15 protein-coding genes are annotated in these 13,292 nt (G+C 69.2%); 5 read left to right on the top strand and 10 right to left on the bottom strand.

Going from position 1 to position 13,292, the window contains the following annotated elements; all coding sequences use genetic code 11:
- Positions 1-44: 44 nt before the first annotated feature.
- Positions 45-800: a class I SAM-dependent methyltransferase gene (locus Q8N10_RS07210; RefSeq protein WP_304776939.1), complete on the bottom strand. Its 756-nt coding sequence runs from the start codon at positions 798-800 to the stop codon at positions 45-47.
- Positions 801-882: 82 nt separating this feature from the next.
- On the opposite strand from Q8N10_RS07210, the gene gloB reads away from it, so the two are divergent.
- Positions 883-1,629: a hydroxyacylglutathione hydrolase gene (gloB, locus tag Q8N10_RS07205; RefSeq protein WP_304776938.1), complete on the top strand. Its 747-nt coding sequence runs from the start codon at positions 883-885 to the stop codon at positions 1,627-1,629.
- 135 nt (positions 1,630-1,764) lie between these two features.
- Here gloB and Q8N10_RS07200 read toward each other — a convergent pair whose 3' ends face one another.
- The 3 genes from Q8N10_RS07200 to Q8N10_RS07190 all read right to left on the bottom strand — a co-directional run bounded on the left by Q8N10_RS07200 (position 1,765) and on the right by Q8N10_RS07190 (position 4,596).
- Positions 1,765-2,529, bottom strand: a complete 765-nt coding sequence (locus Q8N10_RS07200) for a DUF4908 domain-containing protein (protein WP_304776937.1) — start codon at positions 2,527-2,529, stop codon at positions 1,765-1,767.
- 101 nt (positions 2,530-2,630) lie between these two features.
- A complete protein-coding gene (locus Q8N10_RS07195; RefSeq protein ID WP_304776936.1) occupies positions 2,631-3,356 on the bottom strand; it encodes a beta-ketoacyl-ACP reductase in 726 nt (241 codons plus the stop codon).
- Positions 3,357-3,420: 64 nt separating this feature from the next.
- Complete coding sequence (locus tag Q8N10_RS07190) at positions 3,421-4,596, bottom strand: acetyl-CoA C-acetyltransferase (protein ID WP_304776935.1); 1,176 nt, start codon at positions 4,594-4,596, stop codon at positions 3,421-3,423.
- A gap of 176 nt (positions 4,597-4,772) precedes the next feature.
- Between Q8N10_RS07190 and phaR the strand changes: the two genes are divergently transcribed.
- Entirely contained in the window at positions 4,773-5,390 is a 618-nt protein-coding gene (gene phaR / locus Q8N10_RS07185) for a polyhydroxyalkanoate synthesis repressor PhaR (RefSeq protein WP_304776934.1), read from the top strand.
- Between the two features lie 43 nt (positions 5,391-5,433).
- A complete protein-coding gene (locus Q8N10_RS07180; RefSeq protein WP_304776933.1) occupies positions 5,434-5,766 on the top strand; it encodes a hypothetical protein in 333 nt (110 codons plus the stop codon).
- Here Q8N10_RS07180 and Q8N10_RS07175 read toward each other — a convergent pair.
- The 3 genes from Q8N10_RS07175 to Q8N10_RS07165 all read right to left on the bottom strand — a co-directional run bounded on the left by Q8N10_RS07175 (position 5,763) and on the right by Q8N10_RS07165 (position 7,467).
- Positions 5,763-6,071 carry a helix-turn-helix domain-containing protein gene (locus Q8N10_RS07175; protein ID WP_304776932.1) on the bottom strand — a complete coding sequence of 103 codons (309 nt, stop codon included), beginning with the start codon at positions 6,069-6,071 and terminating at the stop codon, positions 5,763-5,765. The two genes, Q8N10_RS07180 and Q8N10_RS07175, sit on opposite strands and share 4 nt — an antisense overlap.
- 138 nt (positions 6,072-6,209) lie before the next feature.
- The gene (locus Q8N10_RS07170; protein WP_304776931.1) at positions 6,210-6,638 is read right to left on the bottom strand and encodes a hypothetical protein; all 429 of its coding nucleotides are present in this window, start codon (positions 6,636-6,638) and stop codon (positions 6,210-6,212) included.
- A 91-nt stretch (positions 6,639-6,729) separates the two neighbouring features.
- Entirely contained in the window at positions 6,730-7,467 is a 738-nt protein-coding gene (locus Q8N10_RS07165; protein WP_304776930.1) for a glycosyltransferase family 2 protein, read from the bottom strand.
- Positions 7,468-7,523: 56 nt separating this feature from the next.
- On the opposite strand from Q8N10_RS07165, the gene Q8N10_RS07160 reads away from it, so the two are divergent.
- Complete coding sequence (locus Q8N10_RS07160) at positions 7,524-9,203, top strand: glycosyltransferase family 39 protein (protein WP_304776929.1); 1,680 nt, start codon at positions 7,524-7,526, stop codon at positions 9,201-9,203.
- Positions 9,200-10,099 (top strand): hydroxymethylglutaryl-CoA lyase, encoded by a 900-nt coding sequence (locus Q8N10_RS07155; RefSeq protein WP_304776928.1) that lies wholly within the window; start codon positions 9,200-9,202, stop codon positions 10,097-10,099. The genes Q8N10_RS07160 and Q8N10_RS07155 overlap by 4 nt, the downstream gene beginning before the upstream one ends.
- A gap of 6 nt (positions 10,100-10,105) precedes the next feature.
- Here the strand turns inward: Q8N10_RS07155 and Q8N10_RS07150 are convergent, their stop codons facing one another.
- The 3 genes from Q8N10_RS07150 to yidD are packed head-to-tail and all read right to left on the bottom strand — an operon-like array spanning position 10,106 to position 13,289.
- The gene (locus Q8N10_RS07150; RefSeq protein ID WP_304776927.1) at positions 10,106-11,044 is read right to left on the bottom strand and encodes a glycosyltransferase family 2 protein; all 939 of its coding nucleotides are present in this window, start codon (positions 11,042-11,044) and stop codon (positions 10,106-10,108) included.
- Positions 11,041-13,023 (bottom strand): threonine--tRNA ligase, encoded by a 1,983-nt coding sequence (gene thrS / locus Q8N10_RS07145; RefSeq protein WP_304776926.1) that lies wholly within the window; start codon positions 13,021-13,023, stop codon positions 11,041-11,043. The genes Q8N10_RS07150 and thrS overlap by 4 nt, the downstream gene beginning before the upstream one ends.
- Positions 13,020-13,289, bottom strand: a complete 270-nt coding sequence (gene yidD / locus Q8N10_RS07140) for a membrane protein insertion efficiency factor YidD (protein WP_304776925.1) — start codon at positions 13,287-13,289, stop codon at positions 13,020-13,022. Before yidD ends, thrS begins: the two co-directional genes overlap by 4 nt.
- Positions 13,290-13,292 lie beyond the last annotated feature (3 nt).

The raw sequence follows: 13,292 nt of genomic DNA, 5'->3' as shown, positions 1-13,292 counted from the left end.
AACCTTCAAGCTAGGGCGAACCGGGCCCCACTCCAAGGGGGGGCCTAGTCGGATCGGCGCGGCGCCCGGGAAACAGGCGCCCGGCCGGCCGGCAGGGGATTGAGGGCCGGGACCGCCACCCGGACCCGGGCGCGGTGGGCGCGGGGCTTGACGGCGAAGGTCTGTTTCACCGCCTCCATCAGCACCAGGCCCGCGAACCCCGGCCACAGGCGCGAGCCGGCCTGTTCGAAGCCCTCGGCCCAGCCGGCCATCCAGGGGACCGGCGGCAGGTACAGGGCCCGCGTCCAGCCCGAGGGCTCCAGCTCGGCCTCCCGCAGCAGTTCGGCCAGCTGGCCCCGCGTATAGGGGCGGCCGTGGCCGAAGGGGGTGGCCTCGGCGTTGGCCCACAGGCCGTTGCGCGCCGCCACCACCAGGATCACCCGGCCCGAGGGCGACAGCACCCGCCAGACCTCCCGCAGCAGGCCCACCGGATCGGGGCTCTCCTCGATGGCGTGGACCGCCAGGATGCGGTCAAACAGCGCGTTCTGGAACGGCAGGGCGTCCTCGGCGGTCAGCGTCGCCAGGTTGCGGTCGCCGGCCGGCCACACCTCCACCCCCTGCTGAGCCGGCATGGCCGCCACCACCCGGCGCGCCGTGGGCCGCAGGGCGCCCAGGAACGGGGTGGCGTAGCCGAGGCCGAGGATATCGAGCGCATGGCCGTCGCCCCAGGTCTCCAGCACCTTGCGCGCCGTCATCTCGCGCGCCGCCCGCCCCAGCTTGGAGGCGTAGAACTGGCGGAGCTCGAGGACATCGCGGCGCATGAGGGGGAACTTAGGGTGGCCCTCGACTTATCGCGACCCCCAACCTAAGTCCGAGGGACAAGAGACGCCGGGAGAAGTCGCCATGTCGGTCACCGTCCACCAGTTCCCCTGCCTGTCGGACAATTACGGCTTCCTGGTGCGCGATGACGCCACCGGCCTGGCCGCCTGCATCGACACCCCCGACGCGCCGGCCATCCTGGCGGAGCTGGCCAAGCTGGGCTGGAAGCTGGATCTGATCCTCAACACCCACTGGCACCCCGACCACGCGGGCGGCAACGCGGCGATCAAGGCGGCCACCGGCGCCACCGTCGTCGGCCCCGCCGAGGTGGAGCGCCTGACCCCCGTCGACCGCCAGGTGGCCGGCGGCGACACCGTGAAGCTGGGGGAGACCCGCTTTGCGGTGATCGAGTCCGGCGGCCACACCCTGGGCCACATCGCCTTCCACGACGCGGCCGACAAGGTGGCCTTCGTCGGCGACACCCTGTTCACGCTGGGCTGCGGGCGGCTGTTCGAGGGGACGCCGGCCCAGATGTGGGACAGCCTGGCGCGCCTGGCCGCCCTGCCCGATGACACCGCTGTCTATTGCGCCCACGAGTACACGGCGTCCAACGCCCGCTTCGCCCTGTCGGTGGACGCCAGCCCCGAGCTGAAGACCCGGGCCGAGGCGATCTTCGCGGCCCGCGAGCGCGGCGAGTGGACCGTGCCCACCACCATCGGCCTGGAGAAGGCCACCAACCCCTTCCTCCGCGCCCCCCTGCTCAAGCCCGGCATGGCCCCGCACGAGGCCTTCGGCGCGGTGCGCGCCGCCAAGGACGCCTTCAAGGGCTAGGCGCGCACACTTGGCGGCACCTCGACGGTCACCTGTCGGCCTATGTCGGCCGGCCCGGGCCCTTACGGGATAAGGATCGGTTGGCGCGTCGGGGCCGCGGAAGGGCGTTGTCTTCCCTCCGCGGCCGTCACCAGGTCAGCGACTGCCGGCAGCCGCCATGATCCGGTCGGAGGAGGGTCGGCCGGCCAGGCCGTCATGGGGGGTGATGGTGATGCGCATGACCCCCTGCTGCACCGAGGCGCTGGGCCTGTGCCCCTCCACCAGCTTGACCTTGCTGAAGCGGGCGATCAGGGCCGGACCGCCGGGCCGCTTGGACATCCGGATCACCGCCTCGGAGGTCACCAGGGCCGCGTCGGCCACCAGGGCCGAGGAGGCGGGCGAGGCGTCGGCCTCGAAGGGGATCAGCCGGCGCGCCGCCCGGGTCGCCCGGGCGCTGGCCTGGGCCAGGCGCTCCAGCAGCTGCTGGGGCCCGAGCGCCGGCAGCCGCAGGGCCGGACCACCCCCGGCCAGGGCCGCCGCCGTCCCGCCGGGCCGGTCCTCGGTGAACAGGGTCAGGCCCCCCAGGCGGGTGGCCCGCAGCACCGGCTCGCCCAGGTCGTTCTTGTAGATGATGTCGCCGCGCGGCGCGGGCTGGGGCTTGAGCGCCCAGACCTCGGGGCTGTCCTGGAACTTCAGCAGCGGCCGGTTCTGGCTGCGGTCGAGGACGAAGACGTCGCCCTCCTGACTGACATAGCGGGCGACCGGCGGCGACTGGTTGCGACCCGCCGCCGGGTGCTGGCCGAACAGGCTCTCCCGCAGATTGTCGGCGGGCCCGGCCCAGGCCGGACCAGCCAGCCCCGCCACGGCCAGGGCCGTGACGAAGGCAAGCTTGCACGCAGGCGCCGGAGTTTCGCTTCTCATCAGGGGGGTGTGATGCTCGACGAGTGGGGCGCTTTTTGGACGCCAATAGGCCTAGGCTCAAGCTTCACACGCCTTGATCCCCGGGGTGTGGCGCGGGCGCCCTACCCCGCCATGTACTGACCGCCGTTGAGCGAGAGGGTCGAGCCGGTGACGTAGCCGGCATGCTCGCCCGCCAGGAAGGCCACCATGTCGGCGATCTCCTCGCCCTTGCCCAGCCGGCCCACCGGGATCTGGCTGATGATCGAGGCCAGCACGTTCTCGGGCACCGCCTGCACCATCTCGGTGTCGATATAGCCCGGCGCGATGGCGTTGACCGTCACCCCCTTGCGGGCGTTCTCCAGGGCCAGAGCCTTGGTGAAGCCGATGACCCCGGCCTTGGCGGCGGAGTAGTTGGTCTGGCCCATCTGGCCCTTCTGGCCATTGATCGACGAGATGTTGATGATCCGGCCCCACTCGCGCTCGCGCATGCCCTCGATCACGTGGCGGGTCATGTTGAAGACGCTATCCATATTGACCCGGATGACCTCGGACCACTGCTCGGGCTTCATCTTGTGGAAGACGCCGTCGCGGGTGATGCCGGCGTTGTTGACCAGCACGTCGATGGGGCCCAGCTCGGCCGTCACCAGGTTCACCGCCCGCTCGCAGTCCTCGAAGCTTCCGACATTGCCCTTGACCACCATGACGCCCAGTTCCTTGGCGCAGGCGGCGGCGGCCTCCTCGTTCCCGGAGTAGCCAGCCGCGACACTCATGCCGTCGGCCTTCAGGCGCTCACAGATCGCCCGGCCGATGCCCCGGGTTCCGCCCGTGACAAATGCGACTCTCGCCATTCCCGTTTCTCCCTAAAATCGGTTCCCGCGCCGGTTGCTCCGGCGTTGGGTATTGCGTGAATGGCTAGACTTGCTCGACGCACATGGCCACGCCCATCCCGCCGCCGACGCACAGCGTCGCCAGGCCCTTCTTGGCCCCCGACCGCTTCATCTCGTGCAGCAGGGTGGTCAGGATGCGGGCGCCCGAGGCGCCGATGGGGTGGCCGATGGCGATGGCGCCGCCGTTGACGTTCACCTTCGCCGGATCGAGACCCAGGTCGCGGACCACGCAGATCGACTGGGCGGCGAAGGCCTCGTTGGACTCGATGAGGTCAAGGTCGCCCACCGACCAGCCGGCCTTTTCCAGGGCCTTGCGGCTGGCGGGGATCGGGCCCGTGCCCATGATCTCGGGATCGACGCCGGCCGACGCCCAGGAGGCGATTCGGGCCAGGGGCTTCAGGCCGCGCTTCTTGGCTTCTTCGGCGCTCATCAGCACCAGGGCCGCGGCGCCGTCATTGAGGCCCGAGGCGTTGGCCGCGGTGACCGAACCTTCCTTGTTGAAGGCCGGACGCAGGCCCGAGACGCTGTCGAGGGTGGCGCCGTGGCGGATGTATTCGTCCTGGTCGACAATGGTGTCGCCCTTGCGCCCCTTGATGGTGACCGGCGCGATCTCGCCGGCGAACCGGCCGGCCTTCTGGGCGGCCTCGGCCTTGTTCTGGCTGGCGACGGCGAACTCATCCTGCTCGGCCCGGGTGATCTGCCAGCGCGAGGCGATGTTCTCGGCCGTCTGGCCCATGTGGTAGCCGTGGAAGGCGTCCAGCAAACCATCCTTGATCATGGTGTCGACGAAGGTGGTGTCCCCCATCTTCGTGCCGGTGCGCAGCTGCGAGGCGTGCGGCGACTGGCTCATGCTCTCCTGGCCGCCGGCGATGACGATGCCGGCCGAGCCGTCGGCGATCTGCTGGGCGCCCAGAGCCACGGCGCGCAGGCCCGAGCCGCAGAGCTGGTTTAGGCTCCAGGCGGGGCTTTCCTGCGGGATGCCGGCGTTGATGGAGGCCTGGCGGGCGGGGCCCTGGCCGGCGCCGGCCTGCAGCACCTGGCCCATGATCACCTCCTCGACATCGGCGGCGGTGATGCCGGCGCGCTCGATGGCGGCCTGGATGGCGATCTTGCCCAGTTCATGCGCCGGAAGAGCGGCGAGCGCCCCATTAAACGATCCGACCGGGGTGCGGGCGGCCGAGACGATGACGACGTCGGACATGGCGGGCTCCTTCAAGCGCTTGAACCTCTATCTATCGAGAACCGCTCCCGAATGAGCAAGGGGGTGAAATCGTTCGCGTTCCACCGCAGCGCGCTTTGCGAACGCGCTCGCATCCGCGATACTGCGCCGCAAGATAGGGGCGCGCCGCGGGGGGCGGGTTCAAAGAAGGATTTGGGATGGCGGACGCTCAGGGTAACAGCGGCAAGTCCAACGAAGACCGCGTGGTCATCAAGAAGTACGCCAACCGGCGGCTCTACAACACCGCGTCGAGCTCCTATGTGACGCTCGAGCACCTGGCCGACATGGTCAAGCAGGGCGTCCACTTCGTGGTCTATGACGCCAAGTCCAACGAGGACATCACCCGCTCGGTGCTCACCCAGATCATCGTGGAAGAGGAAGGGCGCGAGGGGCAGAATTTGCTGCCGATCCAGTTCCTGCGCCAGCTGATCGGCTTCTACGGCAACTCCATGCAGGCCTTCCTGCCGTCCTATCTGGAACTGTCGCTCTCGACCTTCGCCGAGCAGCAGGAGCGGATGCGCACCCAGTTCTCGACCCTCGGCCAAGGCGCCGGCATCGGGGTCTATGACGACCAGATCCGCCAGAACCTGGCCCTGTTCGACCGGGCGATGAAGATGTTCTCGCCCTTCGCCTACACCCGCACCGACGAACCCACGGCGGCCCAGCGGCCGCCCGAACCCGCCCCCGCTCCGGCGGCCGACGCGGCCCTGGACGAGATGAAGCGGCGCATGGAGGAGATGCAGGCCCAGATCGAGAAACTGATCTCGAAAACCTGACGCTCCAGTTTTTTAACGAAGGCGGGGTCAGGATCAGGTCGTCATGACCTCGCCGATCGACCCCATTCGCAGAGCCGCCCAGGCCCGCCGGGCCCAACGGGCGCGGACGGACGACTCCGAGGATATCCACGACAACGAGGACCGCAGCGTCCCGGCGATCGTCGCGGGCGAGCCGGTGCGTCCGATTCCCGACCGCTCGGCCGAGGGCGCCAGCGTGTTCAGCGCCCAGCTCATGGGCCAGGACGGCCAACGCCGCGGTCTGCGCGGCGGACCCGAGACGCTCGGCGCGGCAAGAAATGTCTATGGGGCCACCGAATGGTCCGGCAAGGCTGACCGCCGCACCCGCAAGGGCTCCATCGGCAAGACCGAAATCTAGCGTCTAAGCCGGGCCAACTCGGATTCGAGCGCCGCCACCCGCCGTTCCAGCGCCGTGATCCGCGCCTCTGGCCCGCCGCCGGGGACCGGCGTGGACACCCCCGCCTGCCGGGCGATCTCAGCCGCAGCGAGGCCCAGCAGTTCGGCGAAGGCCGCCACCTCGCCCGCCGACAGCTCCCGCTGATCCTTGAACACCAGGGTGAGATCGGCCTCGCTCATCCCCGCGGCGGCGGCCATCACGCGCCTTGAGAGGCCGCGTTCGGCCAGCTGCGCGTCGAACCAGGCCGCGTCGAAGAAGAGGGCCATCAGCCCCCCCGGCTCTGGCGCCGGTCTTGCTTGAACGATTGGGTAACCATCCCAACGGGGCGCCCCATGTTCGCAATTATCCGCATGTTCGACGTCGCCGTGGTGGCCCTGATCTTCACGGCCCTCACCTAGATCTGATCAGATGGCGTCGGGGTTGAAGTCCACGTCCCGGCGGGCCGAGACGATGGTGACGATGAAGCCGGCGAGCACGTCCAGCAGCACCATGATCGTCAACAGGAAGAAGGTGGAGGTCGCAAAGGCCGGCGCCAGCAGGAATTCCACCAGGCAGACGATGAACAGGATCATCGACAGGGAGTGATTGACGATGGCGATCCGCCGGCTGGTGGTCGATTTCAGCAGCTCGATGAACAGCACCACCAGGGCCGCGGCCAGCAAGAGGTCGCCCAGACTCACCGGCCAGGCGGCCCGCGAGGTCATCTGGATGACGAAGAGTTCCTCGTTCATCCGCGTCGAGGCGTCGAAGGCCGAGAACCCCCCGGTCAAGGTGAGCGCAATCAGATTGTAGACCAGCACCGGCAGCAGCAGCAGCGGAAACGCGGCGAACATCGCGGAAACCCCCTTGGCCGGCCCCCCGGCGATACACCAGGGTTAGCCGACTTGGCGGCGCCCGCAAAGATGGTTCACCTGGCTGGGGTGGCTAGACCTCGTCGGCCCCGCCCGGATTGCGCGACCGGGTCTGCAGCCACATCACCCCAAACAGGTCGGAGACCGAGGCCATCAACCGGCCGAAGTTGGTGTATTTCGACGCGCCGGTCTGGCGGTGGCGGTGGTTCACCGGCCGGAAATCCACCTGGTAACCCTCGCGGATCATCAGGGCCGGGATGTAGCGGTGGATGTGATCGAAATAGGGCAGCCGCAGGAAGGCTTCTCGGCGAAAGGCCTTCAGCCCGCAACCGGTGTCGTTGGCGGTGTCCTTCAGCAGACGCTTGCGGACGCCGTTGCCGAACTTCGAGGCGATCTTCTTGGCCTGGCTGTCCTGGCGCTTGACCCGTTCGCCGCCCACCAGGGCGAGGTCGGCCGGACCGGCGAGCAGGGCGTCCACCAGCTTGGGGCCGTCGGCGGGATCATTCTGCCCATCGCCGTCCAGGGTGACGATGATGGCCCCGCGCGCCGCCAGGACACCGGTGCGGATCGCGCGGCTCTGACCGGAATTGGAGCGGTGGCTGAGGACGCGGAGTTGGGGCAGCTCGGTCTTCAGGGCGGTGAGCGCGGCCACGGTGGCGTCCCGCGAGCGGTCGTCGACAAAGACCATCTCGTAGTTGCGGCCCTCGAAGGCGGCGGCGATCTCCCGCGCCAGGCCGGGCGCGGCCCCCTCCTCGTCAAAGACGGGAACCACCACGGAGATGTCGGGCGCTGAGGCTGCGGATATGGCCATGTCCTCTCCTTACCGGAAAAGTCGGCGCCTGGAAGGATCGTGCTATTCAAGCGCTCATGACTCTGGACGGCTTCATCGAACGTTGGAGCCGGGGTTGGCGTGGGCCGGCCCTGGCCGCCCTGATCGCCTTCCTGGCAGGCCTGCCCGGCGTCTTCGCCGTGCCGCCGCTGGATCGCGACGAATCACGCTTCGCCCAGGCGACAGCCCAGATGCTGGAGACCGGCGACTTCGTGGTGATCCGCTTCCAGGATGAGCCCCGGTTCAAGAAGCCTGTGGGAATCTACTGGATGCAGGCTGGATCGGTGGCCCTGCTGTCTCAATCCGAGGCGCGGGACATCTGGGCCTACCGGATTCCCTCGCTCCTCGGAGCGATGCTGGCGGCCGCGGCCTGCGCCTGGGGCGCCGCGGTGTTCTTCGGCGGGCCCACCGGCCTGCTGGCGGGGGGCCTCTTCGCCTCAACCCTGCTGTTGTCCTCCGAAGCCTTCATCGCCAAGACAGACGCGGTGCTGGCGGGAACCACCACCCTGGCCTTGGCCGCCCTGGGGCGGATCTATGCCGGCAGCCTCAACGGCGCGCCGGCCGGACGGCTGACGCGGCTGCTGTTCTGGCTGGGCCTCTCAGTGGCCGTGCTGGTGAAGGGGCCGGTCGGACTGATGGTGGTGGCCCTCACCGCCGCGACCCTCTGGATCTGGGACCGTAAGGCGCCCTGGCTGAAGCGCCTGGGCTGGAGCTGGGGCCTGATCCTGTTCGCCGCGGTCATCGGACCGTGGGCCTGGGCGGTGACGGTCGCCACCGACGGCGGATTCTGGAGCGCTGCGGTGGTGGGCGATCTGGCGCCCAAGCTGGCGGGCGGCCAGGAGAGCCACGGCGCGCCCCCCGGCTATCACACCCTGGCGACCCCGCTGCTGTTCTTCCCGGCCGCCCTGCTGCTGCCCGCGGCCCTGGTGTTCGGCTGGCGCAACCGCGCCGAGCCGGGCGTGCGATTCGCACTGGCCTGGCTGGTTCCGGCCTTCCTGGTCTTCGAGCTGACCCCCACCAAGCTGGTCCACTACACCTTGCCCACCTATGGCGCCCTGGCCTGGCTGGCTGCGGCCGCTTTGCGCGAGACCCTGGGCGGCCGCGTGCGCTGGGCCGGCGCCGGCCTGTCGGCCCTGGTGGGCCTGCTCCTGGCGGTCGGCGTGGGCTATCTGATGGCCGAGTACGGCGACGCCTCCGACCTCCCCGCGGCCCTGGTCACCGGCGCCCTGCTGGCGGCGGCGGGGCTGGCCGGCGCCTACCTGCTGATGCGCGGCCAGGCGGCCACCGCCCTGGTTACCGCCTGCGGCCTGGGCATCCTGGGCCACACCGCCCTGGCGGCCGCCTTCGCGCCCCGGCTGGAGCCGCTGTGGATCTCGCAACGCACCGAGCATGCCCTGGCCGCGGCCCGCCTGCTGCCCCGCCAGGGGATCGCGCCCGCGCCGGTCGCGGTGGCCGGCTATGCCGAGCCCAGCCTGGTCTTCGCCCTGGGCACCCCCACCGACCTGGGCGGCCCCGACCAGGCCGCCGAGGCCCTGGCCGACAACCGCCCCGCCGTGGTGGAGAGCCGCGAGCAGAAGGCCTTCGACGCCGCCATCAAGGCGCGCGGGCTGAAACCGCGCCAGATCGGCGAAGTCAGCGGCCTGGACTATTCCAACGGCGACGAGACCACCCTGCGCATCTACGCCCCGCCGCCCACGCCCCCGGAGGCCGCGCCATGAGCCGCTTCATAGAGATCGTCGAGGTCGGCCCGCGCGACGGCCTTCAGAACGAGAAGGCCCTTCTGGATGTCGACCAGAAGCTGGCTTTCATCGCCCGGCTGGAGGCCGCCGGCGCCAGGCGGATGGAGACCGTGTCCTTCGTCAATCCAAAGCGCGTGCCCCAGATGGCCGGCGCCGAGGAGGTGATGGAGAGCCTGCCCACCACCGCCGGACGGTCCCGCATCGGCCTGGTGCTGAACATGAAGGGCTGGGAGCGGGCGGTGGCCGCCAATTGCGACGAGGCCAACGTGGTGGTCTGCGCCACCGACGGCTTCGGCATCCGCAACCAGGGCGCAAGCGCCGCAGAGCAGATGGCGGCCCTTGCCGCCATCGCCGCGCGCCGGGAGGCCGAGGGCGGACCGCCGATCAGCGTCACCTTCTCCGTCGCCTTCGGCTGCCCCTTCGACGGGGAGGTCAGCCAGGACCAGGTGGTGGCCCTGGCCCGCGAGGCCGCGAGCCTGAACATCGCCGAGATCGCCCTGGCCGACACCATCGGCGTCGCCGACCCCTGGACCGTGCGGGCCCGGGTCGAGGCGGTGAAGGCGGTGATCGGGACCAAGAAGCTGCGCCTGCACTTCCACGACACCCGCAACACCGGCCTGGCCAACGCCTATGCCGGGGTTGAGGCGGGCGTCGATATCCTGGACGCCAGCTGCGGCGGCCTGGGAGGCTGTCCCTTTGCGCCGGACGCCACCGGGAACATCGGCACCGAGGACCTGGTCTACATGCTGGAGCGGGCGGGATTCTCCACCGGCTACGACCTGTCGGCCCTGATCAGCACGGCCAGATGGGTGTCGGATCTGCTGGGAAAACCGCCGACCTCGTCGGTGGCGCGGGCGGGGCTGTTCCCCGCCTGAGGAGCCCTAAGTGGCGCGGCCGCGCACGCGCCACATGACGGGGCGCGCGACAGCGGTGCAGACGATGATCGGCGAGAGCAGCCAGGCCAGCAACGTCTCGGAGATGCTCTCCGCCCGCTTTCGGAAATAGCGGGCCAGGCCGACGCCCTTGTGGAATTCCACCTTGATGGGGCTGGCGTGGCTGGTGTGGCCCAGGTGGACCACCTCGGCCTTCGGTTGGAACAGCACGATGCCGCCGGCGCGGCGCACGCGCCAGCACAGGTCCACGTCCTCGACGTGCAGGAAATAGCCCTCGTCGAAGCCCTGGACGGCGTCGAAGTCCTCACGGCGCATGGCGAAGCACGCGCCGGAGATTGTGGGGATGGCGGCCACCGAGTCGGGGGGCGCTTCGTTTTCCCAGTGCACTTCGTACCGGCTCCAGGCCGGAACGCGCTTGGAGAGGTGGCTAAGGCTCATCAGGGCGCTGATCGGGGTGATGTCACCCCGGCGGGCGCCGCGCTGCTCCGTGCGATCGGTGTTCAGCACTCGGCCGCCGACGATGCAGGGGACCGGACGACCCTCGATGGCGCGCACCAGTTCGGTGACGCAGCCCGGCTGCAGGAAGGCGTCGGGATTGAGGAAGACGATCACCTCGCCGCTGGCGGCCCGGGCCCCCAGGTTTGCGCCGCGCGCGAAGCCCACATTGCCCTGGCCGCTGATCAGAACCACGCGGCGGTCCCGCTCGGCGAGGTCGCTGAGGCGCGCCGCCTCCATGCGGGTCGAACCGTTGTCGACGATGACGAACTCATCGACCGCGGGATCGGCCAGAACGCAGGCGACACTTTCCTCGAGGGCCGCACCGGTCATGTACACGACCATGACCACCGACACCTTGCGGCGCGCCCTTACGAAATCAGGCGTTGGCGCGGGTTCGAAGGCGACGATCGGTGCGGCGATGCCGTTCATCCAGCCTCCCTGGCCCCGACCGGTTCACGGGGCGAAGCCGAAGCCGCCGCCGTGGAACGAGCAACATCGGGCGCTAAGGCCTCCAAGGCAAGGGTCTTCGCGGCTTGGGCGAGCGAAAGGATTTCCTGCCCATCCGATCCAAACCGCCGCAAAGCCACCTTGCCCTCCTCGGCTTCCCGCCGCCCGACCACGGCGATCACCGGGGCCTTGGCGAGACTGTGCTCACGAATCTTGTAGTTGATCTTCTCGTTGCGAAGATCTGTCTCGACCCGCAGGCCCGCCGCGCGCAATTCTTGAGCGACCGCCAAGGCATAGTCATCGGCATCGGACGTAATTGTGGCGACCACCACCTGCGTGGGGGCCAGCCAGAGCGGGAAAGCCCCGGCGTGATTCTCGATCAGGATGCCCAGGAAGCGTTCCACGGCCCCGAACACCGCCCGGTGTAGGACCACTGGCCGCTGCTTGGAGCCGTCCTCCGCGGTATATTCGGCGTCCAGTCGCTCGGGCAGGACGAAGTCGAGCTGCAGGGTGCCGCACTGCCACGTCCGGCCGATGGCGTCGCGCAGGTGGAACTCGAGCTTGGGACCATAGAAGGCGCCCTCGCCCGGCATCCGCTCGATCCCAATGTTCACCGCCTGGCGGGCGGCCCGTTCGAGCTTGTCCTCGGCGATGTCCCAGACCTCATCGGTGCCGGCCCGCAGATCAGGGCGCAGGGCAAGCTTGACGCTGTCCAGGTGCACGCCGAAGTCGGAATAGACCGAGTTGAGCAGGCGCACGAACCTGGTCGTCTCCTCCTCGATCTGGTCCTCGCGGCAGAAGATGTGGGCGTCGTCCTGGGTGAAGGCGCGCAGGCGCATGATCCCATGCAGGGCGCCCGACGGCTCATAGCGATGGCAGGCCCCGAACTCGGCTAGCCGCAGCGGCAGGTCCCGATAACTCTTTTGCCCCACGTTGAAGATCTGGATGTGTCCCGGACAGTTCATCGGTTTCACGGCCAGCTCTTCGCCTTCCGTCGTTTCGCAGACGAACATGTTGGCGCCGAATTTTTCCCAGTGCCCGGAACGGTCCCAAAGGCCGCGGTCCATGATCTGGGGCGTCTTGACCTCCTGGTAGCCGCCCGCGTCCAGACGGCGACGGATATAGTCTTGAACCGTGCGGAACAGGGTCCAGCCCTTGGGGTGCCAGAAGATCATGCCCTTGGCCTCTTCCTGCAGGTGGAAGAGGTCCATGGCCCGGCCGATCTTGCGGTGGTCGCGCTTCTCGGCTTCCTCGATGCGCGTCAGATAGGCTTCGAGGTCGGCCTCGCTGGCCCACGCCGTGCCGTAGATGCGCTGCAGCTGGGCGTTGCGGTGGTCTCCACGCCAGTAGGCGCCGGCCAGCTTCGTCAGCTTGAAGGCCTTGCCCACATGCTTGGTGGAGGGCAGGTGCGGCCCCCGGCACAGGTCCTTCCACTGGCCCTGACGGTAGACGGTGATCTCGTCGGTCCCGGGCAGGTCGGAGATGATCTCGGCCTTGTAGGCCTCGCCGATCTCCGTGAAGTGGGCGATGGCCTCCTCGCGGTTCCAGACCTCGCGCGTGATCGGCTCGTCGCGATCGACGATCTCCTTCATGCGCTGTTCGATCTTGGCCAGGTCGTCCAGGCTGAAGGGCGTGGCCCGGGCGAAGTCGTAATAGAAGCCATCCTCGATGGCCGGGCCGATGGTCACCTGGGTGCCGGGAAACAGCTCCTGCACCGCTTCGGCCATCACGTGGCTGGCGTCATGGCGGATGGTGTCGAGGGCCTCGGGCGCGTCCCGCGTCAGGATCTCGAACACACCGCCCGAAGGTAGGGCGCGATCCAGGTCATAGAGCTCGCCGTCCAGCTTGATGAGGACGGCGCGCTTTTCCAGGGACTTGGCGATGGAGGCGGCTACGGACCGGCCCGTGGCGCCGTCTTCGTACTGGCGCTGGGAGCCGTCGGGGAAAATCAGGTCGATCATGTTTCACACGTCCATTTCCGGGCGGAGCCCTTGGGCTTCCCGCGCGGCGGGGGCGGCGGGTCATAGCCCGAACCGCCCAGAGGATGACAGCGGCACAGCCGCCGGACCGCGAGCCAGGAGCCGCGCCAGGGGCCGTGCCCGATCAGGGCCTCCGCCGCATATTCCGAACAGGTCGGAAGAAACCGGCATTGGCGCCCGATCCAGGGCGAAAGCGTCAGCTTGTAAGCGCGGAGCCCACCTCTGACGCAGGTTTCATAAAAGGTCATGCC

It is taken from the genome of Phenylobacterium sp. (assembly GCF_030693625.1).
Classification (GTDB): domain Bacteria; phylum Pseudomonadota; class Alphaproteobacteria; order Caulobacterales; family Caulobacteraceae; genus Phenylobacterium; species Phenylobacterium ferrooxidans.
This window is presented reverse-complemented; position numbering and strand designations above follow the sequence as displayed.